Source organism: Negadavirga shengliensis, from assembly GCF_042652345.1.
GTDB classification, from domain to species: domain Bacteria; phylum Bacteroidota; class Bacteroidia; order Cytophagales; family Cyclobacteriaceae; genus Negadavirga; species Negadavirga shengliensis.
On record NZ_JBHSJJ010000008.1, the window covers coordinates 229,528 to 252,136 of the forward strand.

Genomic DNA, 22,609 nt, shown 5'->3' on the forward strand with positions numbered 1-22,609 from the left:
CCTTTGTTAAAATTCTTTATCCCAGATTCTGTAAGGTCTCGTGATTTCGAAAATCTTTTGTAAAATGGACCTGTCCGTTTCGTCAAAGACTTTTCCTTTGAACTCCATGGCCTTGCTGGCCGTCTCTTCAAATTCCCTAAGCTTAAAGGTGCTGAATCCTGCCGCCCCTCCCCAGGCAAATGAAGATACAAATTTGCGGGGGAAGCCTTCGCCAAACACATTGGCCCCGACTCCCACTACTGTACCGGTATTGAGGATGGTTCCTATGCCAAATTTAGCATGATCACCTACTATCGAACCACAAAACTGAAGCCCGGTATCCGAAAAACCTCCCTTTGTGTAATCCCATACTTTCACCGGTCTGTGGTTGTTTTTCAAGTTGGAAGTCACCGTGTTGGCGCCGAAATTGCACCATTCACCGACCACACTGTTTCCCATATAACCATCGTGGGATTTATTGCTGAAGCCGAAGAAAACGGAATTGGATACCTCACCGCCAACTTTGCACCCTGGGCCTACCGTAATATCTCCCCTCATCTTGGCCCCCATACTGATAGAAGAACCTTCACACAGCGCAAATGGTCCCCGGATCACCGAGCCCTCCATGATCTCCGTGTTCTTCTCGATGTATATAGGCCCGTTTTCGGCATTTAATATGGCTGCTTTTATTTTGGCGCCTTTTTCTATGAAGATATCCCGTTCATTGTACATGTGGGTATAAGGGTCCTCCGTCCCCCATGATACCCGTCTTTTGGTGAGCAGGTCATAGTCTTTCCTTATTTCACTGCCGTTGTATTGGAAAATATGCCAGCTTTTTGTCACCAGAGTAGCTTGATCCAACAGGGTAACTGTTTTTTGCGGAATATGGGTGGTTTTCAGATACGAGGGGTCATCAAGGTAAGTCGCCAGCAGGGTATCATTGTGCCAAAGGGACCCATTTTTTTCCAATTGGGAAATGGCCCGCAATACCGCCTCATCCGGGCAAAGCGCACCATTGATATACAGTGAAGGGCCTGTTCTGGCAGAAAACTTCGCGCCCAAATATTCCTGAGTGTGAAAACCGACGGGGCTTTGCAGATGCTTCTCCCATTTTTCACTGATTTTTAGTATCCCGACCCGGATATCAGCCACAGGCCTTGTAAAAGTCAAGGGCAACAGGTTGCCTCTTATTTTAGGATCATCAAACAGAATAACGTTATCCATGGCACAAAAATAAAAAAGTCTACCGGAAATAAACTTTCGGTAGACCTAATCTCTGTCAGAAAAGGAAAAATCTTATTTTTTCTTATATCTTCTGTTGAATTTCTCAACCCTACCCGCAGTGTCCAGAAGCATTTTCTTACCGGTATAGAATGGGTGAGAAGCAGAACTAACCTCAACCTTCACCAAAGGATAATCTTTTCCATCCTCCCAAGTGATGCTGTCACTGGTTTCTATGGTGGATTTGGTTATGAATTTATAATCGCTGGAAGTGTCATAGAATACCACTTCTCTGTAATTAGGATGAATGTCTTTTTTCATTGTATTGCCTGTTATTTTCTCCCATTTCAAATTGAGGCACAAATTTACCCCTTTTTATCATTCCCTCCAAAACTTTGCGTTCTAAATGTGAATAACTTGAGTAACTTTGCCCTCTTTATCGATAGAATGGTCCTCATTGGCCATAAACATCATCGAAAAAGACTATATTGGCCGCTGTATTTTCAAATAACTTGTCAAAAATTTCTTGAAGCATGAGGTTATTTTTTGTGCTGGGCTTAGTCATTTTAACGGGGATGGTCCACGTTCGGGCACAGAGTGCATATATCCCCTATAACAGGGATTATTATCATCTTATTGATCGTTATGAGATCCTCAATGGAAGCTTCTCGGGAACCTTTCATACGGGGACCAAGCCTTATAGAAGAGATCAGTTAGCGGATTTTTTGAAGAATTTTGAGGAAAACCTATTTATGGAGAGCCGGTCGGACCTTTTTAATCTCCGGTACCTCCGCCAGGACAGCTGGGAATTTCATGAAGAAGAGGCCCCGGTTGCAAAAAAAAGCTTGGGAAAGAACTTTTACAAAACCCCGTCAGATTTTTTTTATTACCGGGACAGCGTTTTTGATGTGCATGTAAACCCCGTAATTTATTTCCAGGGAGGTGTCGAGACTGGAAGGGATTGGAGGTTTAGAAATACAAGAGGGGTAGAAGTCAGGGGCAGCATTGACAGAAAGGTCGGCTTCTATACTTTTCTGACATCCACGGATCTGGTATACCCCGGCTGGGTCAGGGAGTACGCGGTCTACAATGGCGCTGTGCCGGGAGAGGGTTTTTGGAAGCGCTACGGCAACGAGGGATACAGTTATTTTTCAGCCATGGCCTATGTGGACTTTCAGGCGACCAGGCACATCCATGTACAGATGGGGCAGGACCGGAACTTTATCGGCGAAGGGTACAGGTCATTGATTCTATCTGATTTCTCCAATCCCTACATGTTTCTGAAAGTCAACACCAAAGTATGGAAACTTGATTTCACCAACCTCTGGGCCCAGATGAATGCGGACATTATTTATGAGAGGGGTTTTCCCACCGATGGCAGGTATCCCCAAAAATGGTTTTCCCTTCACAGACTGGGCATGAATCTCGGCAAAAGATTGAATATAGGCCTGTTTGAATCCGTAATGGCCAACCGGTTGGACTGGAATTATTTGAACCCTTTGATTTTCTATCGATGGGTAGAACACCAGTTGGGGACCCCGGATAAGGTCATGATGGGTGCGGATTTAAAATGGAACCTGGCCAGGAATATGCAGGTGTACGGTCAGTTTGTTTTGGACGAATTCGTTTTTGATGAGTTTTTCAGGATAACCGGCCGCGGGTCGAGGAGAAACAAGCATGGCGTTCAATTGGGGTATAAATACATAAATGTGGCAGGGATCAACAATCTTGATTGGCAGCTGGAGTATAACCAGGTCAGGCCCTTTACCTATCAGGAAAAATTTGAATATCAATCGTTCAGCAATTACAGGACCCCTCTGACTCATCCACTTGGAGCGAATTTCAGGGAAGCAGTGACCATCATCCGCTACCAGCCCATTCCCAGGCTGAGTTTTCAGGGAACCTTTATGTATCAATATTTCGGCACGGACCCTTCCCAGGAGGACAATTATGGAGGCGATGTTCTCAAAAACAGGCTGGATAACAGCACAGCACTTTTCGGGAATTATATAGGTCAGGGGGATAAAAACCACGTTGCCATGGGTTCTGTACGCTCCAGTTATATGCTGAAGCACAATCTTTTTTTAGAATTTTCCCAGGCCATCCGGGCGCTAAAAAGGCCGGCGGAGGATGGGATGGAAACCACTGGGTTTGGTCAGGTGTCTTTGCGGCTCAACATGGCCAGGTTTGATCACCATTTTTAAGGGATTGAAGATGGCTTTCGTTACATTATGCATAAGTAAGGATAGGTGCGGATGGGGATAGCCATAAAAAGTCATAAATTGCGGCTTGATTCTGAAGCTTTCTTATGGAAACTTATTTAAGGATACTTTCCTACGCCAGACCTTACAGAAGGTATTTCCCGTTTTATGTGGTATACGCGTTGTTGTCGATCATTTTCGGCTTGTTGAATTTCACCTTGCTCAAACCGCTTTTTGACGTGATCTTTGAACAAGTGGGGCCTGGGGAGCTTGAGCAGTACAGCCAGAAACCTGAGTTTTCCCTTTCCATACAATATTTCCTCCACCTTTTTAACCATTATTTTCTCCAGGTGGCCGCTCTTTATGGGAAATTCGGAACGCTGGTATATGTCTGCTCCATCATTGTGGTGTCCGTCTTTCTTTCCAACCTATTTGCCTATTTATCCGGCGTGGTTTTGGCAAAGGTCCGGGCAGACATTATTAAAGGGATGCGGATGAACATTTTTGACACGGTGTCAAACATGCACATGGGTTATTTTTCCGATGAGCGGAAAGGCGATCTGATATCAAAAATGACCAACGATATCCAAGAGGTGGAAAACAGCATAGTCCAATCTTTGAGGGTGGTTTTCAAAGAGCCGGTAACGGTTATCCTTTATTTTTCCGTTTTGTTTTTCATGTCGGTCAAACTTACGGTGTTTACGATCCTACTTATTCCCGTCTCCGGTGCCATCATCGGGTACGTCACTAAGCGCCTGAGGAAAACAGCGGTACAAAGCCAGGAATCATTAGGTAGAATCGTGAATATCCTTGATGAAACCATTTCCGGGATGCGGGTGATAAAAGCCTTTGGGGCAAAAGAGTATATTAAGGATAAATTTGATCAGGAAACGGGCTACTATGCCGCGGTAAACATCTCCATGGCCAGAAAGAATGAGTTGGCCTCCCCGATCAGCCAGTTTTTGGGGGTGTCAGTGGTAGCCGGAATACTGCTTTATGGGGGGTATTTGGTACTGAACAACGAATCGGCATTAAGTGCAAGTGAATTTATCGCCTATATCATTCTTTTTACCCAGGTATTGAATCCCGCTAAGGAAATTTCACGGGCGCTGAGCAGCATACAACGTGGCCTGGCTTCGGCCGAGAGGATATTTGCCGTGGCGGACTCAAAACCCAAAATAGTGTCTTCTCCCCAGGCGAAATCACTGAAGTCCTTTGAAAAATCCATCACTTTTGATCAGGTAGGTTTTGCTTACCAGGATAAAACGGTATTAAAAGGCATAAACTTTGTGTTGGAAAAGGGCAGGACCATTGCATTGGTCGGTCCCTCGGGCGGAGGTAAATCAACCATTGTGGACCTGGTCCCGCGTTTTTATGATCCCAATACGGGAAGTGTAAAGATAGATGGCGTGGATATAAAGGAATACAGACTGGATGACCTAAGGAAGTTGATGGGAATTGTAACACAAGAGTCTATTTTGTTCAATGACACGGTATTCAACAACATCGCTTTTGGCATGCCGGAAGCCTCGGAGGAAAGCGTTGTGGCTGCCGCGAAGGTGGCCAATGCGCATGAATTTATCATGGAGTTGGAAAATGGCTACCACACCAATATAGGCGAGCGGGGGACCAAGCTTTCGGGAGGGCAGCGGCAGCGGCTGAGCATAGCCCGGGCGGTTTTGAAGAATCCCGCCATCCTGATATTGGATGAGGCTACGTCTGCCCTTGATTCTGCCTCGGAGCGACTGGTTCAGGAGGCGCTGGGCAAGCTGATGGCCAACCGGACATCCCTGGTAATAGCCCACAGGTTGAGCACCATACAGCATGCCGATGAAATCCTTGTAATCGATGGCGGAAAAATCGTGGAAAGGGGTAATCATCATGAGTTGATGGACAAAAACGGATTGTATAAGAAACTTTCCCTAATCCAGTCTTTTTAGTATATTTAGGAGAGCTAAACCCTGATAGATATGAAAAAGTTGAACAATATATTCCAGCTATTAACGGCCTTGTTTTTTGGTGTAGGGTTGGTTTATTTCCTCACTTATGAAAGAATGTGGGGAGGGTACCCGGAGTCGGCCCATGTGGTGACCTGGTTGCTGGTCGGTTTGGTGATATTTTTGGCGGCTTGGGGTTTGAGTATGTGGTATATGAGTAATTTGAGTAAAAAAATCAAACAACTCGAGTTGGATAAGAAAGAACTGAAGGCCATGGTGTTTGATTTGGAGCGAGGCGTAAAAATGGGGCAGATAGATAAAAAAATAGAAACCCCGCCGGATGACAAAGAGTCTTCATCCATCAAACCCAGGGAAAATTTTAAATAATGTTTGGAAATCGGTGAAGGCTTGACCAAATATTATGTATATTCAACATTGTTTTAATGCTATATTGTTTGATTTAAAATTTTAGTAATGGTCGCTAAAACTTTTGGCAGCGCGGTATCCGGTGTGGATGCCAAGCTTATCACCATTGAAGTAAATGTAGGTCAGGGGACCAGTTTTTATATGGTAGGTCTTCCTGACAGCGCGGTTAAAGAAAGCCAGCAGAGGGTTGAATCTTCCCTCAAATTTTTTGGATACAGAATGCCGAGACAAAAAGTTGTCATCAATCTGGCCCCTGCGGATATCAGAAAGGAAGGGTCTTCATACGATCTCCCCATTGCCATGGGAATTCTGCAAGCCTCAGAACAGGTGTTTTTCCCTGCTTTGGAGGATTACATCATTATGGGGGAGCTGGCCTTGGATGGGAGACTCAGGCCTATTAAGGGCGTATTGCCTATAGCCATAGAAGCGAGGAAGAAGGGATTTAGGGGATTCATACTCCCCATGGAAAATGCCAGAGAAGCTTCTATTGTCAATAACCTTGATATAATAGGTGTGGATACCCTGGAGCAGGCCATCCATTTTTTGGAAGGAAAGACGGAGATCGCCCCGATGGTCACCGATACCCGGAACGTGTTTTATGATTCGCTGCAGGATTATGCTTTTGACTTTGCGGATGTACAGGGTCAGGAAAACATCAAAAGGGCCATGGAGATCGCAGCCGCCGGCGGCCATAATGTGATCATGATCGGTCCGCCGGGTGCGGGCAAAACGATGCTCGCAAAAAGGCTGCCGTCTATATTACCTCCATTAAGCCTCCATGAGGCGTTGGAAACCACAAAAATCCATTCCGTAGCGGGGAAGCTGGGGCCGCAGGATTCACTGATAGCCCAGCGCCCTTTCCGGTCGCCCCATCATACGATCAGTGACGTGGCATTGGTAGGAGGAGGAGGGAACCCACAGCCTGGAGAAATATCCCTTTCCCATAATGGAGTACTTTTTTTGGATGAGCTGCCGGAATTCAAAAGAACCGTGCTGGAGGTGATGCGGCAACCTTTGGAAGAAAGAAAAGTGACCATATCAAGGGCTAAAGTCTCCGTAGACTTTCCAGCCAACTTCATGTTGATCGCCAGTATGAACCCCTGTCCCTGCGGTTATTATAACCACCCCGAGAAGGAATGTGTATGTGGGCCGGGAGTGGTTCAAAAATACCTCAATAAGGTCAGCGGACCCTTATTGGATAGAATTGACCTTCATGTGGAGGTCACTCCTGTTAAATTTGAGGAAATGACTTCCGATAGAAAATCAGAGTCCAGCAGTTCAATCAGGGAGAGAGTGGCCTTAGCCAGGGAAAATCAGGTGGATAGATTTGCTGAAAGCCCCGCCATTTATTGCAATGCCATGATGCCTTCCCACATGGTAAAAGAGGTATGCAAAATCAATGCAGCTGGAAAAACATTGTTGAAGACAGCCATGGAAAGACTGGGCTTGTCCGCCAGAGCATACGACAGAATCTTAAAAGTTTCGCGCACTATCGCGGACCTTGCGGCTTCTGAAGAAATCAAAGTAGAGCACCTTGCAGAAGCCATCCAATACAGGAGTTTGGACCGGGAAGGATGGGCTGGTTGAGATACGGCAGGAACAAACTGTATTTTTTCTTAAAAATATCCCAGAGGGTTGGAATAATCCCATAAAATTCTTTTATTAGGTATCAGAAAACCCTACTGCCCTGCTTCACTGGTTGCCGTCATTCATAGAATAATTTCCATCTTCAAAAACAACCTGTATGTCCATCAGGAATCAGGTGACCGGCAGTAACGCTCGGGAAATATTAGAAAAGTAATTTTATGTGGTCAAAAGAAAGAAAAATTCAGGAGGAAATGGAAATGGCCAGTGCTATGTCTGTATTTGCTGCGGGGCTTTGTGTCACGGGGAATATTGAGGCCAACGGAGATATCCGGATTGATGGGAATGTGATGGGAGATGTGATGGCGAAAAAGAAGGTGATCATAGGAATGGGCGGGTATATCAAAGGAGATATCCATGCTGCTGAAGTGTGCGTGATGGGGGAGGTTCTGGGGAATTTTTATGTCAGCGGGCTGGCAAGGTTTTCGGCAGAAGCAAAGGCAAAGGGGTTGATTTATTCGGAGAAAATAGAAATCGAAGCGGGTGCTGACATGGAAGTCTCCCTTCTGAAATTCAAAGACTTGGAAGATGCAAACGCCGGCAAGGAGCTTAAAATCGGCAAATATGGCGACAGGCCTGTCAAAGAACCTGCCGGGACGGGAGATAAAAAGCCGATACAATCTGATACAATAAAAAGCCGGTGAGATCCGGTTCAGCTGATTTTTTCAAATGCGCTTTCCATATCACTGATAAGGTCCTCGATGTTTTCCAAGCCGACAGAAAGCCGGATAAGATTAGGGAGGGTTTTGGATCCCGGCCCCTCTACTTTGGCCCTCCTTTCAATGAGACTTTCCACGCCTCCCAGGCTTGTGGCATTGGTGAAATATTGGAGATTGGCGATAAATTGATCTGTTTTATCAGCACTTCCTTTGAACAAGAATGACAGGACTCCCCCGAAACCTGACATCTGCATTTTGGCGGTGCGGTGGCCGGGATTGGAAGGTAAACCCGGGTAGTAAACTTCATCTATCCTGGGGTGGGATTCCAAAAAACCGGCCAGCCGCGTGGCATTTTCTTCATGGCCCTTCATGCGGTACGGAAGGGTTTTTATGCTTCTTACGAGCAGGTAACAGTCGAAAGGAGATGGAACGGCCCCACCAATGGATTGGATGGTTTTTATTTTTTCCCAGATTTTATTTTCTGTTTTGGTTACCAGGATACCTCCGATCACATCACTGTGTCCCCCTATAAATTTCGTATTGCTGTGCATGACCATGTCCGCTCCCCATGCAAGAGGGTTTTGGAATATGGGTGTGGCAAAAGTACTGTCACAGACCACCGGGATATTTTTCTTATGGGCAATATCCGACAATGCCCTGATGTCGGATATCTGTAAAAGTGGATTGGAAGGTGTTTCTATCCACAACAATCCTGTATGGGGCTTCAGGGATTTCTCCACGGTTTCCGGTTGTGTAAGATCCACAAAATCCACGCTGAGCTTGTCTTTGAATACTTCTGTGAGTAGCCGCCTGAGCCCATGGTACATGTCATTTGGGGCAATCACGTGGGTTCCTACCGGAAGTGCCTGAAAAACCGCCATACCGGCGGCGTTGCCGGAAGAAAATGCGGCTGCATCGGCTCCCGTTTCCAGCGAAGCCATCACTTTTTCAAGAGATTCTCTGTTGGGGTTTTCCAGCCTGCTATAGACCATGGACCCCTCATGATGCATAAAAGTGGTGGAAAGGGTAATGGGTTGGATTACGGGCTTCCTGGAATCCGTGATTTGGTTGCCGGCATGTATGGCCAAAGTTTCTGTTTTCATAATGAATACGTTTTTGTATAAAAATAGAGAAAAATAGGAGTTTGTCCCTTTCAGGCATCAATTAAATGATACGGGCAGCGATGATGATAGAAGCAATCAGCAAAAGCAAGGCCACGAAGTCTGCGATTCTTCTGATGGCAAGGAAAAGTAATTTTCTTTGTTTTTGCATGATTTTGCTATTATTTATACCATTTCAAATCTTTCCGCATATATGTTTCTCCAATCTATTCCTTTGTTTCTCAGGGCCAATTCTGCCACATCCATCATAATTTCCGGTCCGCAAATAAAATAATCATAGCTGTTGACTTCCTCCGGGAGGTATTTTCCGATAAGCTCTTTTGATATCAAGCCTTTTTCCCCTTCCCAGGATGCATGCGGTTTTTCCAGCACGTGGATTACTTTTAAGTGGATCATGGATTGAAGGTTTTCCAGTTTTTCCCTGAAAGGGATTTTCTCCCAATTTTCATTGCCATAGATCAGCGTACATTTTCTGAAATCCTTTTTGTCTTTCAATGTTTCCAGTATACTGATAGCGGGAGTTATGCCAATCCCTCCCATGATAAGAAAGCAAGGTTTGTCTTTCAGGGTAAACGACCCATAGGGCCCCTCCAAAAAAGCCCTGCATCCCGGTTCCAGCTTTTTCCAGGCGGAGGTAAAATCCCCCAAGGCTTTGGCAGTGAGTTTTATTTCAGGGTCTTCTGTGCTGGAAGAGATAGAAAAAGGATGCTGTTGCAAGGAAAACGGCGAATTTTTGATGGTGATCCACACAAACTGCCCCGGTTGGAAGGATAACCTTTCCTGTTGGTGAGGGACTAGAGAAAGGGTATAACAGGAGTCACGTTGCTCAACGACTTCTTTGATAAAATAGGCTCTCTTTTTGTTTTTGTACGGCCTGATAAGCCGGGTATGGGCCAGCAAATAAGCCAGCGTTCCAAAAAACAATACAAAGAGGATTTTTTTCCATAAAGGCTCCATATAATGGCCCACTTGGAAAGCATGGGTGATTCCTATAAAGATCATGAAAAACGCGAGAACCCCGTGGCCCAACCGCCATAATTCATAACTCATACCAAAACTCAATCTCCACAGACTGGTGGCAATGAGCAGGATCATCGCTACTGTTACTGCCGATAAGGCAAGTGCCCTGAGAAGATTTTCTGTAGGATCAAAATAAGAAATGAATTCCTGGTCAGCCAGAAGCAGCGTCGCCGGATGGGCCAAACAGAAAACAACGCCTATAATGCCCAATTCTTTGTGAAACTGAATGAGGTTGTCCACACCAAATGCCGGGGCCACGCTAACAAACCTTCCGGAGAACAAAAATTGCAAACCGGAAATGGAAAGCCCCAAAAAGCCCAGCACAACCCCGGTTTCCAGCAGGAACCCTCTATAATCAGGTAATTTACCCCCATATCCGATAACTACGGGGATCAGGGCTATTATAAAATAAAGGATTAACCAAAAAAATCCTCTTCTATAACCATATCTCATAAAAAGACATCAAGACGGTTCTTGATTTTTGGAAGTCAGGAACCAGTCGGTTATTGTGAAAACATGGGTGAATTACCTGATCCTGTCCACTGAACGGACCAGCATCTCATCTTTTCTGATGAACCTGTTGGCAATGATATTCATGATGAGCGCAAAAATGATGCTATAAAAACCGATGACATATGCCCCGCTTACTTTTGGGTTGAAATCCAGGTTCGCCTGATAGCTCACAAAAACAGCAAGCCCCAGGGTCGTTCCCATTACCAAGGCATTTATCATGTTGAGGAACAGCTGTCTCTTTCTGTTTCTGTACTGCATAAGGCTATAAAGGGCCAGTATTCCGGCGGCGATGGCCAATATGCCTATGTAATAATTTCCGGATTTCGATATGATTTCCCCATCAGGGACGCTTTTGACGGTCAGGTACCATGCGGTGAGGTCCATGGCTTGGGTTTGGCCAGGATTTACCTGAAACCATATGGGAAGGAAAACTACAGCGACCATGGCCAATGCCACTAAAAACAGGAAAATACTCTGAACACGTTGTATCATAATTTATAACTTTTGACAAATAAAACGGGTTATTTGATTTTTCGCAAGGAATAGTTGAAATGGCATTTTAATTTTGGACATAATCCTATCTTTGTGACCATCATGACTCATATGCGCAGATATTTTCTGGAAGTGGCCTATCAGGGTACCCGCTATCATGGCTGGCAGATCCAACAGAATGCCAGGTCAGTTCAGGAAGAGATACAAAATGCACTTTCCACTTTGTTGAGGTGTAGCATAGCAACGATGGGAAGCGGCAGGACAGATACAGGTGTTCATGCGCTGCAACAATTTTTACATTTTGATTATGGGGGAGAAATAGTGGGCGGAGACTTCATTAAGCGGATCAACGCCATATTGCCCCATGATATTGCCGTTTTGGATTTGCGGAAGGTAGTGCCGGAAGCCCATGCGAGATTTGATGCCCTGGCAAGGAAATATGAGTACCACATGGTCGCAAGAAAAGACCCTTTCTCCAAAAACCTGGCCTGGCACTGTTTTTACGAACTGGATGTGGAAGCGATGGACAAGGCTGCGGCCCTGCTCATGGAATACCGGGATTTTGAATGCTTCAGCAAGATGAAGACAGAAGTCAACCATTTCCATTGTGAAATAAAAGAGGCCTTTTGGGAACAAAATGAGGGCAGAATGATATTTCATATTATGGCCAACCGGTTTTTGAGAGGGATGGTGCGGGCGGTTGTAGGAACCCTGGTAGAGATCGGCAGAGGAAAAATGGAAGTGGAGGGAATCAGGGAAGTGATAGAGAGCCGGAGCAGGTCTAAAGCGGGACCTTCTGTTCCTCCAGACGGGTTGTATTTGAGTCAGGTAATTTATCCACAACGGATTTTTGTATAAAAAGACACAGTTTTGGGTTTAGAAAAAGAAAATGTGAAAAGCGGGGATATTTTGGATCTCCGGGTGCTTAGGAAACTTTATGAGTTTGTCAGCCCATACAAATTCAGGTTTTATTTCCTGGTATTTTTGACTGTGGCCCTTGCGGTGCTTGCCCCGACCAGGCCTCTGTTTATCCAAATTGCCATAGATGATTACGTGGCGGTCGGAGATAGGCAGGGATTGCTGTGGATGATTTACCTGCTTATCGGTTTGATGGTCCTTCACTCCGTCGTCCAGTTTGCCCATACGTATCTGTCAGGCTGGCTTGGTCAGGTGATCATCCGTGATATCCGGGTAAAGCTTTATAAACATTTGTTAAAGATGCGCCTGAAGTTTTTTGATAACACTCCTATCGGAAGGCTGGTGACCCGTAATATTTCTGATGTGGAGACTTTGTCAGATGTATTCAGTGAGGGCTTGGCCGCGATCATAGGCGACTTGTTGCAACTGGTCTCGATCTTGCTGGTGATGTTTTTAGTGGATTGGAAATTGACGCTGGTGAGCCTCTGCACGTTGCCTTTACTGATCATTTCCACTTATATTTTTAAAGAAAAAGTAAAGGTGGCATTCAATGATGTGAGAAATGCCGTATCCAATTTAAATGCGTTCCTGCAGGAACACATTACGGGGATGAGTATCATTCAGATATTCAACCGGGAAAAAAGGGAGTATGAAAAGTTCAAAAACATCAATAAAGAACACCGAAAAGCCCATTTAAAATCGGTACTTTATTATTCCATCTATTATCCCGTGGCGGAAATCATCCAAGCAATAGGTATTGGATTGGTTGTATGGTATGGTGCCACAGGGGTTTTTGATTTGGATATCAAGGTGGGTGTATTGATTTCATTTATCATGTATCTGCAATTGTTCTTCAGACCAATAAGGATGTTAGCGGACCGGTTCAATACGTTACAAATGGGTGTGGTGAGTTCATCAAGAATTTTTAAATTATTGGAGAATAAAGATCAGATCCCCAATGAAGGCAAGTTTGCTCCCGAAAAAATCCAGGGAAACATACAATTCCAGAACGTATGGTTTGCCTATGACAAGGAAGAGTGGGTACTGAAAGACATTAATTTTGAGGTAAAGCATGGGGAGACCATTGCGCTGGTCGGCGCCACGGGTGCAGGAAAATCTTCCATCATCAACCTTATCAGCAGGTTTTATGACATCAACAGCGGCAGTATAAAAGTGGATGGTACGGATGTCAAAGATTATGAACTGTCCACCTTGAGAAAACATGTAGGTGTGGTTTTGCAGGATGTTTTTTTGTTTTCAGATACCATATACCGTAACATTACTATGGGAAATCCCGCTATCACGAAAGAACAGGTTCACTATGCTGCTGAGCTTGTTGGGGCGGGGAGATTCATAGAAAAATTGCCTGGCGGGCTTGATTATGACGTTAAGGAAAGAGGGGCGACTTTGTCGGTAGGACAGCGGCAGCTGGTTTCTTTTGTCAGGGCAATGGTCTATAACCCTGAAATTATTATACTGGACGAAGCCACTTCTTCAGTGGATACCGAAACTGAAGAACTGATCCAAAAAGCCATTGAGAAAATGATGCAGGGCAGGACGTCAATCATTATCGCACATCGGCTTTCCACCATTCAAAAAGCGGATAAGATCATTGTATTGCATCAGGGGGAGATAAAAGAAATCGGTACCCATGAGGAATTGTTGAGGCAGGATGGGTATTATGCCCAGTTACATCAGATGCAGCTGAAATCCATGGTGATAGGATAATTTCGAAAAAGTTTCAGCTACTCTTCGCAACACGGGGGAGGTAGTATCCGTTCGTAAACCAAGTTATGGAAAATCTACTGAAGAATTTAATGAAACCATTGGTGTTTTTTATTTTACTCATGGCGCCACTGGCCGCCTTGGCCCAGCAACATCATCTGGGCATAAGGGCAGGCGAGCCTTTTGCCATTACGTATAAGACTTTTCTTGACGAGCAGTTTTCGGCTGAGGCCATGGTAGGAAGAGGTGGCCCTAACAGTACACAATATTATAGGAGGGCCTTTGAAAACAGCAGGCCGGTTAGTTCTGCCATATATACTGGTCAAAGCACCTCAGACGCATTATCCCTTCATGCCAGACTGGCTTACAATGAGGATATCAGCTCGGAATTCAATATCACCGAGGGGCAGCTTTTTGGGTATGCAGGAGTGGGTGCAATGCTGAGGAGTGTGCGGGTAAATTACGTATACCACACCCCAAGCCCTACCACAGAGGGGCAATTCAGAAATGATCACCGGACCAACATCGATTTTGGACCGGAAGCATTTATCGGGTCAGAGTATTATTTTGAGGATTTCCCTATCAGCGTGTTTGCGGAGGTGGGCATGTTTTTGGAGGTTGTGGACAGACCGGGCCATATCAAACTTCTGGGAGGTATAGGCGCCAGGTATTTATTTTGAAGATGAAGAGGACAGGAATACTTCTCGCCATAGTTGTTTTTGGAGGGTTAATGTTGCTTATTTATGGTTTTATGGGGGGATTTAAAGAAGTGGAGATCAGCCTGGAGAACTGTACAACGATCCGTCTTATGGGTGTGGACTATCACGGTACGCCACAGGATAAAGCACTTGGAGCTGCATTTAGGAAGGTGGAAGCTGCTGGATCTGAAGACAATCCTCTCCACACCGTATATTTTGTGGAGCCGGCGGGGAAAAGAGATACGCTCCATGTGTTTGTGGGAGTAGAAGCAAACGGTGCTTTAAATGATAAATCAGAATGGGATACCATCAGTTTTAGTTGTAATCAAGCAGTTTTGGCGACCATAGAGGCCCACAGGTTGGTGATGCCGGGGCCTGAAAATGTCAAAGAAAAGATGGCTGTTTTTGCCAGAGAGAACGGAGTTGAATTGCAGGGAATATATATTGACAAGATAATTGCTTCGGATAAGGTGGAAATATGGGCGCCTGTAAAATAAACGTTGGTATGATTTTTAGTGGATGACATTGCGTAAATATGTAGCACGAAAATAAAATTGGATATTATGAAAAAAAACAAAATGGGATTTTTGAATTTGACCATGATAGGCGTTGGTCTTTTTCTGATATTGAGTTGTGAAGGCCCTCCAGGCCCTCCCGGCGCTGACGGCGCGGATGGTGTCAACATCGTGGGTGATGTTTTCGAAATCGTGGGCACATTCAATGCCCAGGGTAATTTCGGCATATATGATGAGTTCGGGTTTGAAGTTTTGGAATCGGACAAGGTCCTGATCTATAGACTGGATGGCGTGGACGATGATCTGGATGTGTGGCGGCTTCTTCCCCAAATCGTGTTTCACCAAAACGGTATATTCAATTATTCCTTTGATTTCACACTGGTGGATTACACCGTATTTATCGAGGGTAATTTTGATCTGACCACTCTGGGACCGGAATGGACCGAAGACCAGGTTTTTCGTGTGTTGGTGGTGCCGGCAGACTTTATCAACGCCAGATTGGATCTGGCTGACCATGACGCCATGATCAAGTTGCTGGGGGTGGATACAAAAGATATCCCAAGAATCATGCTAAACTAGTAGGGGACAAATTCCCTACAGCCATAAAAGATAAAAAAAGCAGCTTATTATTGAAAATAGGCTGCTTTTTTTGGGTATAAAATATTGGAAAAGAAAAAATATCGCTTTATCTTTCAAAAGGTGGGATTCAATTAATAGACCATAACTTAATTTATATGAAAAAGATTTTACTATTGTTGTTTTTGGCCGGTATTTTCATGTTACCCGCCTGCGAAGGTCCGGAAGGACCCCAAGGACCTCCGGGTTTTGATGGGAGGGATGGTGAAGACGGTGAAGACGGTGAGGATGGGCTCACACTGCTGAATTTGGTATTTGAAGTAGAGGTTGATTTTACGGAGGAGAATGAGTATTCGGTTACTTTTCCTTTCGAGATATACCCCGACGACAATTTATTGGTTTTTCTGGAATGGGGGTTAAGCAATGGGAATTCTGTGTGGAGACCGTTGCCACAAACGGTTTTCTTCGGTGAAGGCGCGGTTTTGACCTATAATTACCAATACAGTTATGAGTTTTTGAGCATTTTTCTGGAGGCCAATTTTGATCCGACTGAACTGGAGGAGGAATGGACGCAAAGTCAATATCTGCGTATTGTCTATCTTCCCGGTTACTTTCTTGGAGAAAATGAGAGGGTGGATCTCAGCGACTTTGACGCTATAATGAATTATATAGGCAAGGGGGAAAAGGATATTGTGAAAATGGAGAAAAGAACCCGGTAAATCAGGATAAAATTTCAGAAGCATGAGAGTCCTTCAACTACGGTTAGGAGGGCTTTTTTATTTTTTTTCATATTCTTCATTTATATTTGTTTCATGCAAATCAAGAATGATTTACTCTTACGGGTAATAAAAGGAGAGAAAGTAGACCGGACGCCGGTGTGGTTGATGCGGCAAGCAGGCAGAATACTGCCGGAATACAGGGCGGTGAGGAACAGTGTGAGCGGATTTATTGAGTTGGCCAAAACCCCTGAACTGGCTGCTGAAGTCACCATACAGCCGGTGGATATCCTGGGGGTGGATGCGGCAATTATTTTTTCAGATATATTGGTGGTGCCCGAAGCGATGGGCCTTCCTTATGAAATGGTTGAAAAAAGGGGGCCTTGGTTTCCCAAGACCATAGCGGATGCCTCGGACTTAAAAAAAATCCGGATAGCTGATATTGAGGAGCTGTCCTATGTTTTGGAGGCCATCAAAATCACCAAAAAGGCCTTGAATGGCCGCGTACCTTTGATAGGCTTTGCGGGAGCTCCCTGGACCATTTTTGCCTACATGGTGGAAGGCTCAGGCAGCAAGACTTTTTCCAAGGCCAGGGCCATGTTGTACAGAAACCCGGCCCTTTCCCACAAGCTGCTGGAAATGATCACTGCCAGCACCATAAAGTATTTAAAAGCCCAGGTGGGCGCGGGGGCTAATCTGGTACAGATTTTTGACAGTTGGGCAGGCATCCTGCCGCCCTATCATTATCGGGAGTTTTCACTGAAATACATTGAAAAGATATGCAACGCCCTGACGGAAGCACCCGTAACGGTATTTGCAAAAGGGGCATTTTTTGCCTTAGAAGAAATCGGGCAACTTAACTGTGACACGGTAGGGCTTGATTGGAACATGGATGTGGATACCTCCCGGCAGCTGGTTGGAACGGATAAAGCTTTGCAGGGTAATCTCGACCCTGCAGTATTGTATGCTTCTGAAAAGGAAATCGTGCACTATACCCACCAAATGCTGAACCAGTTTAAAGGGAGCAGACACATTGCCAATCTGGGTCATGGGGTGTATCCTGATATTGACCCTGAGAAGGTGAAGCTTTTTGTGAAGACTGTACAAGGCATTTCCGCCACCTCTAAAGACTAAGCCTTTTGTCTTATGGCATGTAATTTGTTAAGAGATTTTTGAAATAAGCCTCAAGTCTATCGTTTTCGCTTTGGAAAGTTCTTTAAAGAATTTCTCAACTTGGGGCTGATTCTTTTAGGAATACACTTTCCAGGTGTTTCGCCAAATGAATTGAAAGAGAACGGGTCAAGTATGGGCTGCCAGGATTTTCGCAGATTTTTTCAAGGTCCTATGTTTGGGATGCAAAAAATAACCTGTCCAATATAGTGATGGTTGACTTTTGAGATAATAGTTATTGAGCAAAGTGGTTGTTTTAAATCTGCTTAGTTGAAAATAATTGCTTATTATTGTCAAGAAAATGTATTTCGTAAATACAAGCGAGGATAAATGAATAAATATGAATTATTTTTCATGATTTTTCCTCCAAGTTCGATCACGCTAATTAATGTTATAGTAGAAGAATGAATACGATATATTTTATATCCAGGGATGCAAATTGGCAGCATTATAGAAATGAAATTCTTAATTACCTCAGTATTGAAAAAGGGGTATATGTGGAAATACTCACGACGGGGCAACTTAAACCTTATCTTAAAGATTCCGGAAATTTAAAGTACAGGGTTTTTACTAATATCTTTTCGGATAAACGTAAGATTAATTTTTTCCCCTCTGCACTTTGGTATATTTGGAAAAACAGACCCGACTGTGTTATAGGCCAAAACGGAGCCCTTAATATCACTGAATATTTTGCACTTATTGTTTGTAAAATATTAAAAATCAGATATGTTTGGTGGACTCGAGCTTACGAACATAAACCGGTTAAAAACTTGCTTCTGCGTAAAATGCGGCAGCGTTATGTTAATTTTTTTCTGAGAAGGGCTGATGCAATTATAGTATATTCAAAAATAGGATATGAATTTTTGGTTCAAATAGGCTATTCTAGAAAACGTATTTATTTGGCTTATAATACTTTGGATACTCATAAACTGAAAAATATTAAGGATAGAACCCGCCAGCAATTGAATAAACAAAAATTTATAAAACTTGAATTTCCTGAAATATCTTATGAAAGTAAGTTTATACTTTTTTCGGGAAGAATTAATAGATTTAAAAAGGTTCATAATCTTGTTAAAGCGATGAAGTGCTTAGTGGGATGGGACATCAACATCCATTTAATTGTGATTGGAGAGGGAGAAGAGATGGGAAAATGTGTAGACTTAGCTACAAATCTGAACTTGGGAAGAAATATACATTTTAAGGGAGCGATTTACGATCAAGATGAATTAGGTAAATATTTCGAAATTGCTGATATATACTCCATTCCTGGTTCAGTCGGTTTAGGAATAGTACATGCATTTTCTTTTGGTTTGCCAATAATTACAGAAGATTTAGATTATCATAGCGCTGAGATTCAATATTTGAAAAATGATGTAAATGGATATTTTGTGCCGGAGGATGAGCCACAAAAGCTGGCTGAGGCCATTTTCAAGGTTTTAAATGATAGAACCCTGTTAAGGAAACTAAGTGAAAACGCCCTAAGAACCAGTGAGAATGAGGCAGGCGTAGATGTGATGATAAACGAATTTTACCGTGCCTTAACCGGTTCAGAAAAAGAAATTAGAGCGAAAGCCAGATAAAAATTCCATTTGACGTCATGAGTAAATTTAAGTTCTATATTAAAGATTTAAAATGGTTTTTAATAAAAGACAATTTTCTGGTGAATTATCTTTTTTACATTATTTACAAACTTAATATTTTTAAAAACGAACCGAAACCTAATAAATTCAAAGATTTCCCGCTCCTTAACAAGGAGGCAATCAAAGAATCGGAAAAGTTTATAAAGGCCCAATCTTTGTTTTATGTGAGGAGCTCTACAAGTGGTACTACTAATGCCCCCCTTAAGGTTTTCAGGTCCGTTGGCAATGTTATATTTGAAGAATATATTGTTAAGAGTTATTTATTTAATCAAAAGGTACCAATTAATCCCAAAATTGCAGTAATAAGGGGAGATCATTTATTTCACCCAGATAAAACGAGCGAGCCATTTTGGCTTAAAATGCCTTTTACAGGAAGATTATTAATGTCTTCTTATCACTTATCGGTGAATAATTCAAAGGGCTATTTGGATCGATTGGGTGAATTTAAACCGGATATAATAATGGCTTATCCAAGTTCGATTACCTTTCTTGCAAAAGTAGCTGAACAAATGGGATGGCGGGCCGAATGGGATATAAAAGGAGTATTTACGAGCAGTGAAACGTTTCCTGTCGACGATCAGAGAATGGTGAAAAAAATTTTTAAAAATGTATATGACCATTACGGACAAGCTGAAAGAGTAGCTGTTTTACAGCAGTGTAGGTTAGGTAATTACCATGTAAGGGAGGATTATTCCTTCGTAGAGTTTTTAATGTTTGAAGATGGGTGTAGGATTATTGGGTCTAATCCAAAGAACAAAGCCATGCCGTTGTTGAGATACGACACGGGCGACTATGTGGAAGGAGTAGCGAGCGGCCCTTGTTCCTGTGGTCTCAAAAGCAGATATGTTTCCAGAGTGATTGGAAGAGATGATGATAAATTAATTTTACCTGACGGGAGGGTTATCGGCAGGCTGAGTACTGTTTTTAGAGATATATCTGGGTTGGTTGAATGTCAGATTATTCAGGAAGAAAAGGATTCTCTAATAATTAAATTCGTACGTGAAAAGGGGGTGGAGTCCGGTGGCGTAGCCAAAGAGATTGAATCCGAATTGCGGAAGCGGGTTGGGGGGCAAGTGAATATGCTTTTTCAGCCTGTGGATACCATCTCGAGATCCAAGTCAGGAAAGTTTAGATCAGTTTTAAGCAAAATAAACTGACCTATTTTTTGACATCAAAAATCCTCGAATACCAGATTAGGGTTTTTTGAGAAGTATGGACACACTATCTTCGAAAATGACCGTTTTTCTTCATTTTTATATTGTCCGTGGTCATTTTTCGCGTTGTTCATTTGGAAGCGAAATCATATTTGTGTATACAGTATGAACGAACATTTTTTATTGTATTAATTCCTTCGAATTGCTTGCATATTATTCATATGCTAAATATATTTGTTAAAATGTATTTCAAATACATAAAAAAGTTTTACATTTTAGGTCTCTACGGTGATTACCCATTATGGAAAAGTTTTTAAAGAAAACGAATGAGAATACTTTTATCTCCAAAAATCTCAGTGGTTTCGTTACCCCTGCCGGTGAAGTTTTCTTGACTGATCCCTACAAATTATTGATTAAAAGAGGGGTGGATTTAGCCATTTCTTTGTTTCTCCTTGTTTTTGTGTTGTCATGGCTGTTCCCATTGCTGGCTGTACTCATAAAAATTTCTTCGCCGGGGCCGATTCTTTTCAAGCAGAACAGGCATGGAAAAGGAAATAAAATCTTTTTGTGCTACAAGTTCAGGACCATGCGCCTGAATCCTGATGCGGATGTGAAGCAGGCGTCAAAACATGACAGCAGGATCACAAAGATTGGAAGGTTCCTGAGACGGTCGAGCCTGGATGAATTGCCTCAGGTGATCAATGTGCTGAAGGGAGAAATGTCTTTAATTGGCCCCCGGCCGCACGCCGTACCGATGAACTACGCGTTTTCAAAGGAAATAGACAATTATATGTTCAGGCATGTCGTAAAACCCGGTATTACCGGGTTGGCACAATCGAAAGGATACAGGGGGGAAATCCGTCATTTTTTTGACATCTATGGCAGGGTAAAACTGGATCATTTTTATATAAAAAAATGGTGTCTGGCTTTGGACCTAAAGATTATTGTATGGACCATCCATACCTTGTTTTTTAAAAATAAAAAGGCTTATTAGTCCTTTGTCAAGTTTTACCCCAGCCCAAAAGGACGGAGAAAAAAATCAATGCCATTTCCATATAGGGAATAAAAGACAGAAAGTCAGGTTGAATTTTTAAAGCCGACGAAGCAGGATGAAATGTTAGCTTCATTTGTACTGCTTTCATTTCAATATTCCAGAAAATGGCGTTGAAATTCCTGTCGGTTTTTCTATAATTCAAAGGATAATTTTTATTAACCGAATATTATATTCTGTTTTTTTACTATGATCAATAATTAATTCTACAATAGAAGAGAAATGATAAAATAAACATTCCTATAATAAGTATATAAAAAAGTTTTTTACATACATAAAAATGATTTTTATTTTATTTTTTTGTTAATCCCTTGTTTGCTAAAACAGGTAGTCATATATTTGTAAAAATGTATTTTAGATATATAAAAATGCTTTTTAAATAAAATGTTAGGTTTGAAAATAGGAGTAAATGATTATTAGAAAATGGAAAATATTTTAACTATTCGAAAATCAAGCCGGTCTGTTCAAAGAAATAGCAATAGGAACACCATGAAAAATGTGGATCAGTTCCAGCCTAAAGATTTGAGCGGGGATTTTTCCAAAAGACTTTTAAAACGGCTTTTTGATCTGTTGTTTTCTTTGGTGACCGTCGTCTTTTTTCTCTCGTGGATGTTTCCGGTATTGGCTATCATGATCAAGCTGGATTCTAAGGGGCCGGTTTTTTTCAGGCAGTTAAGACATGGCAGGGGCAACCGGCACTTTTACTGTTATAAGTTCCGTACCATGGTTATCAATGATGAGGCGGATATCAAACAGGCCACCCAGGATGATTCAAGAGTGACGAGGATAGGCAAATTTCTTCGAAGGACAAGTATGGACGAACTGCCCCAGGTATTTAATGTAATTATCGGGAATATGTCGATTGTGGGACCGAGGCCACATGCTGTTCCGATGAACATCGAATTTGCCAAGGAGATAGACAATTTTATGGTCCGACATGCGGTAAAACCTGGAATTACCGGTTTGGCGCAGTCTAAAGGTTATAGGGGGGAGATAAAAAACTTCTTTGACATCTATTCCAGATTTAAACTGGATTGCTTCTATGTACGGAACTGGTGTCTCCTTCTGGATATAAAAATAGTAATAGAAACAGCTAATTCACTGATATACAATAATCACAAGGCTTATTAAAGGAGGGATCGGTATTGTCTCATACAGTTAAAGCGGAGGGGAAAATCAGGGGGGAAATAGGATAATGGGAACGGGGCAACTGGTCGGGTCACGGGAATGGAA

21 protein-coding genes are annotated in these 22,609 nt (G+C 43.0%); 16 read left to right on the forward strand and 5 right to left on the reverse strand.

The window, feature by feature from the left end; all coding sequences use genetic code 11:
* Positions 1-6: 6 nt before the first annotated feature.
* A complete protein-coding gene (locus ACFPFU_RS15465; protein ID WP_377065678.1) occupies positions 7-1,203 on the reverse strand; it encodes a putative sugar nucleotidyl transferase in 1,197 nt (398 codons plus the stop codon).
* Between the two features lie 72 nt (positions 1,204-1,275).
* Positions 1,276-1,521 (reverse strand): type B 50S ribosomal protein L31, encoded by a 246-nt coding sequence (locus tag ACFPFU_RS15470; RefSeq protein ID WP_377065679.1) that lies wholly within the window; start codon positions 1,519-1,521, stop codon positions 1,276-1,278.
* 212 nt (positions 1,522-1,733) lie between these two features.
* On the opposite strand from ACFPFU_RS15470, the gene ACFPFU_RS15475 reads away from it, so the two are divergent.
* The 5 genes from ACFPFU_RS15475 to ACFPFU_RS15495 all read left to right on the forward strand — a co-directional run bounded on the left by ACFPFU_RS15475 (position 1,734) and on the right by ACFPFU_RS15495 (position 8,052).
* Positions 1,734-3,404, forward strand: a complete 1,671-nt coding sequence (locus ACFPFU_RS15475) for a hypothetical protein (protein ID WP_377065680.1) — start codon at positions 1,734-1,736, stop codon at positions 3,402-3,404.
* Between the two features lie 104 nt (positions 3,405-3,508).
* The gene (locus ACFPFU_RS15480) at positions 3,509-5,341 is read left to right on the forward strand and encodes an ABC transporter ATP-binding protein (RefSeq protein WP_377065681.1); all 1,833 of its coding nucleotides are present in this window, start codon (positions 3,509-3,511) and stop codon (positions 5,339-5,341) included.
* Between the two features lie 30 nt (positions 5,342-5,371).
* The gene (locus ACFPFU_RS15485) at positions 5,372-5,725 is read left to right on the forward strand and encodes a DUF485 domain-containing protein (protein ID WP_377065682.1); all 354 of its coding nucleotides are present in this window, start codon (positions 5,372-5,374) and stop codon (positions 5,723-5,725) included.
* Positions 5,726-5,812: 87 nt separating this feature from the next.
* On the forward strand, positions 5,813-7,351 hold the full coding sequence (locus ACFPFU_RS15490; protein WP_377065683.1) for a YifB family Mg chelatase-like AAA ATPase: 1,539 nt from the start codon (positions 5,813-5,815) through the stop codon (positions 7,349-7,351).
* A gap of 218 nt (positions 7,352-7,569) precedes the next feature.
* Positions 7,570-8,052 (forward strand): bactofilin family protein, encoded by a 483-nt coding sequence (locus tag ACFPFU_RS15495; protein WP_377065684.1) that lies wholly within the window; start codon positions 7,570-7,572, stop codon positions 8,050-8,052.
* Between the two features lie 8 nt (positions 8,053-8,060).
* On the opposite strand, the gene ACFPFU_RS15500 is transcribed toward ACFPFU_RS15495, so the two are convergent.
* The 3 genes from ACFPFU_RS15500 to ACFPFU_RS15510 all read right to left on the reverse strand — a co-directional run bounded on the left by ACFPFU_RS15500 (position 8,061) and on the right by ACFPFU_RS15510 (position 11,213).
* Complete coding sequence (locus tag ACFPFU_RS15500; protein ID WP_377065685.1) at positions 8,061-9,170, reverse strand: trans-sulfuration enzyme family protein; 1,110 nt, start codon at positions 9,168-9,170, stop codon at positions 8,061-8,063.
* Between the two features lie 183 nt (positions 9,171-9,353).
* A complete protein-coding gene (locus tag ACFPFU_RS15505) occupies positions 9,354-10,661 on the reverse strand; it encodes a ferredoxin reductase family protein (protein WP_377065686.1) in 1,308 nt (435 codons plus the stop codon).
* A 72-nt stretch (positions 10,662-10,733) separates the two neighbouring features.
* Entirely contained in the window at positions 10,734-11,213 is a 480-nt protein-coding gene (locus tag ACFPFU_RS15510) for a DUF4293 domain-containing protein (RefSeq protein WP_377065687.1), read from the reverse strand.
* Between the two features lie 111 nt (positions 11,214-11,324).
* Between ACFPFU_RS15510 and truA the strand changes: the two genes are divergently transcribed.
* The 11 genes from truA (at position 11,325) to ACFPFU_RS15565 (ending at position 22,507) form a co-directional block, all read left to right on the forward strand.
* Positions 11,325-12,071, forward strand: coding sequence for a tRNA pseudouridine(38-40) synthase TruA (gene truA / locus ACFPFU_RS15515; RefSeq protein WP_377065688.1), 747 nt, complete (start codon positions 11,325-11,327; stop codon positions 12,069-12,071).
* Positions 12,072-12,083: 12 nt separating this feature from the next.
* A complete protein-coding gene (locus ACFPFU_RS15520) occupies positions 12,084-13,859 on the forward strand; it encodes an ABC transporter ATP-binding protein (protein ID WP_377065689.1) in 1,776 nt (591 codons plus the stop codon).
* Between the two features lie 65 nt (positions 13,860-13,924).
* Positions 13,925-14,536 carry a hypothetical protein gene (locus ACFPFU_RS15525; RefSeq protein WP_377065690.1) on the forward strand — a complete coding sequence of 204 codons (612 nt, stop codon included), beginning with the start codon at positions 13,925-13,927 and terminating at the stop codon, positions 14,534-14,536.
* 2 nt (positions 14,537-14,538) lie between these two features.
* Positions 14,539-15,051, forward strand: a complete 513-nt coding sequence (locus ACFPFU_RS15530; protein WP_377065691.1) for a hypothetical protein — start codon at positions 14,539-14,541, stop codon at positions 15,049-15,051.
* Between the two features lie 66 nt (positions 15,052-15,117).
* Positions 15,118-15,648 carry a hypothetical protein gene (locus ACFPFU_RS15535; RefSeq protein ID WP_377065692.1) on the forward strand — a complete coding sequence of 177 codons (531 nt, stop codon included), beginning with the start codon at positions 15,118-15,120 and terminating at the stop codon, positions 15,646-15,648.
* Between the two features lie 155 nt (positions 15,649-15,803).
* Positions 15,804-16,364, forward strand: a complete 561-nt coding sequence (locus ACFPFU_RS15540; RefSeq protein ID WP_377065693.1) for a hypothetical protein — start codon at positions 15,804-15,806, stop codon at positions 16,362-16,364.
* Between the two features lie 93 nt (positions 16,365-16,457).
* Positions 16,458-17,495 carry a uroporphyrinogen decarboxylase gene (hemE, locus tag ACFPFU_RS15545; RefSeq protein ID WP_377065694.1) on the forward strand — a complete coding sequence of 346 codons (1,038 nt, stop codon included), beginning with the start codon at positions 16,458-16,460 and terminating at the stop codon, positions 17,493-17,495.
* 440 nt (positions 17,496-17,935) lie between these two features.
* Positions 17,936-19,111 (forward strand): glycosyltransferase family 4 protein, encoded by a 1,176-nt coding sequence (locus ACFPFU_RS15550; protein WP_377065695.1) that lies wholly within the window; start codon positions 17,936-17,938, stop codon positions 19,109-19,111.
* A gap of 17 nt (positions 19,112-19,128) precedes the next feature.
* On the forward strand, positions 19,129-20,328 hold the full coding sequence (locus tag ACFPFU_RS15555) for a phenylacetate--CoA ligase family protein (protein ID WP_377065696.1): 1,200 nt from the start codon (positions 19,129-19,131) through the stop codon (positions 20,326-20,328).
* 298 nt (positions 20,329-20,626) lie between these two features.
* Positions 20,627-21,319 carry a sugar transferase gene (locus ACFPFU_RS15560; RefSeq protein ID WP_377065697.1) on the forward strand — a complete coding sequence of 231 codons (693 nt, stop codon included), beginning with the start codon at positions 20,627-20,629 and terminating at the stop codon, positions 21,317-21,319.
* 546 nt (positions 21,320-21,865) lie between these two features.
* Complete coding sequence (locus ACFPFU_RS15565) at positions 21,866-22,507, forward strand: sugar transferase (RefSeq protein ID WP_377065698.1); 642 nt, start codon at positions 21,866-21,868, stop codon at positions 22,505-22,507.
* Positions 22,508-22,609 lie beyond the last annotated feature (102 nt).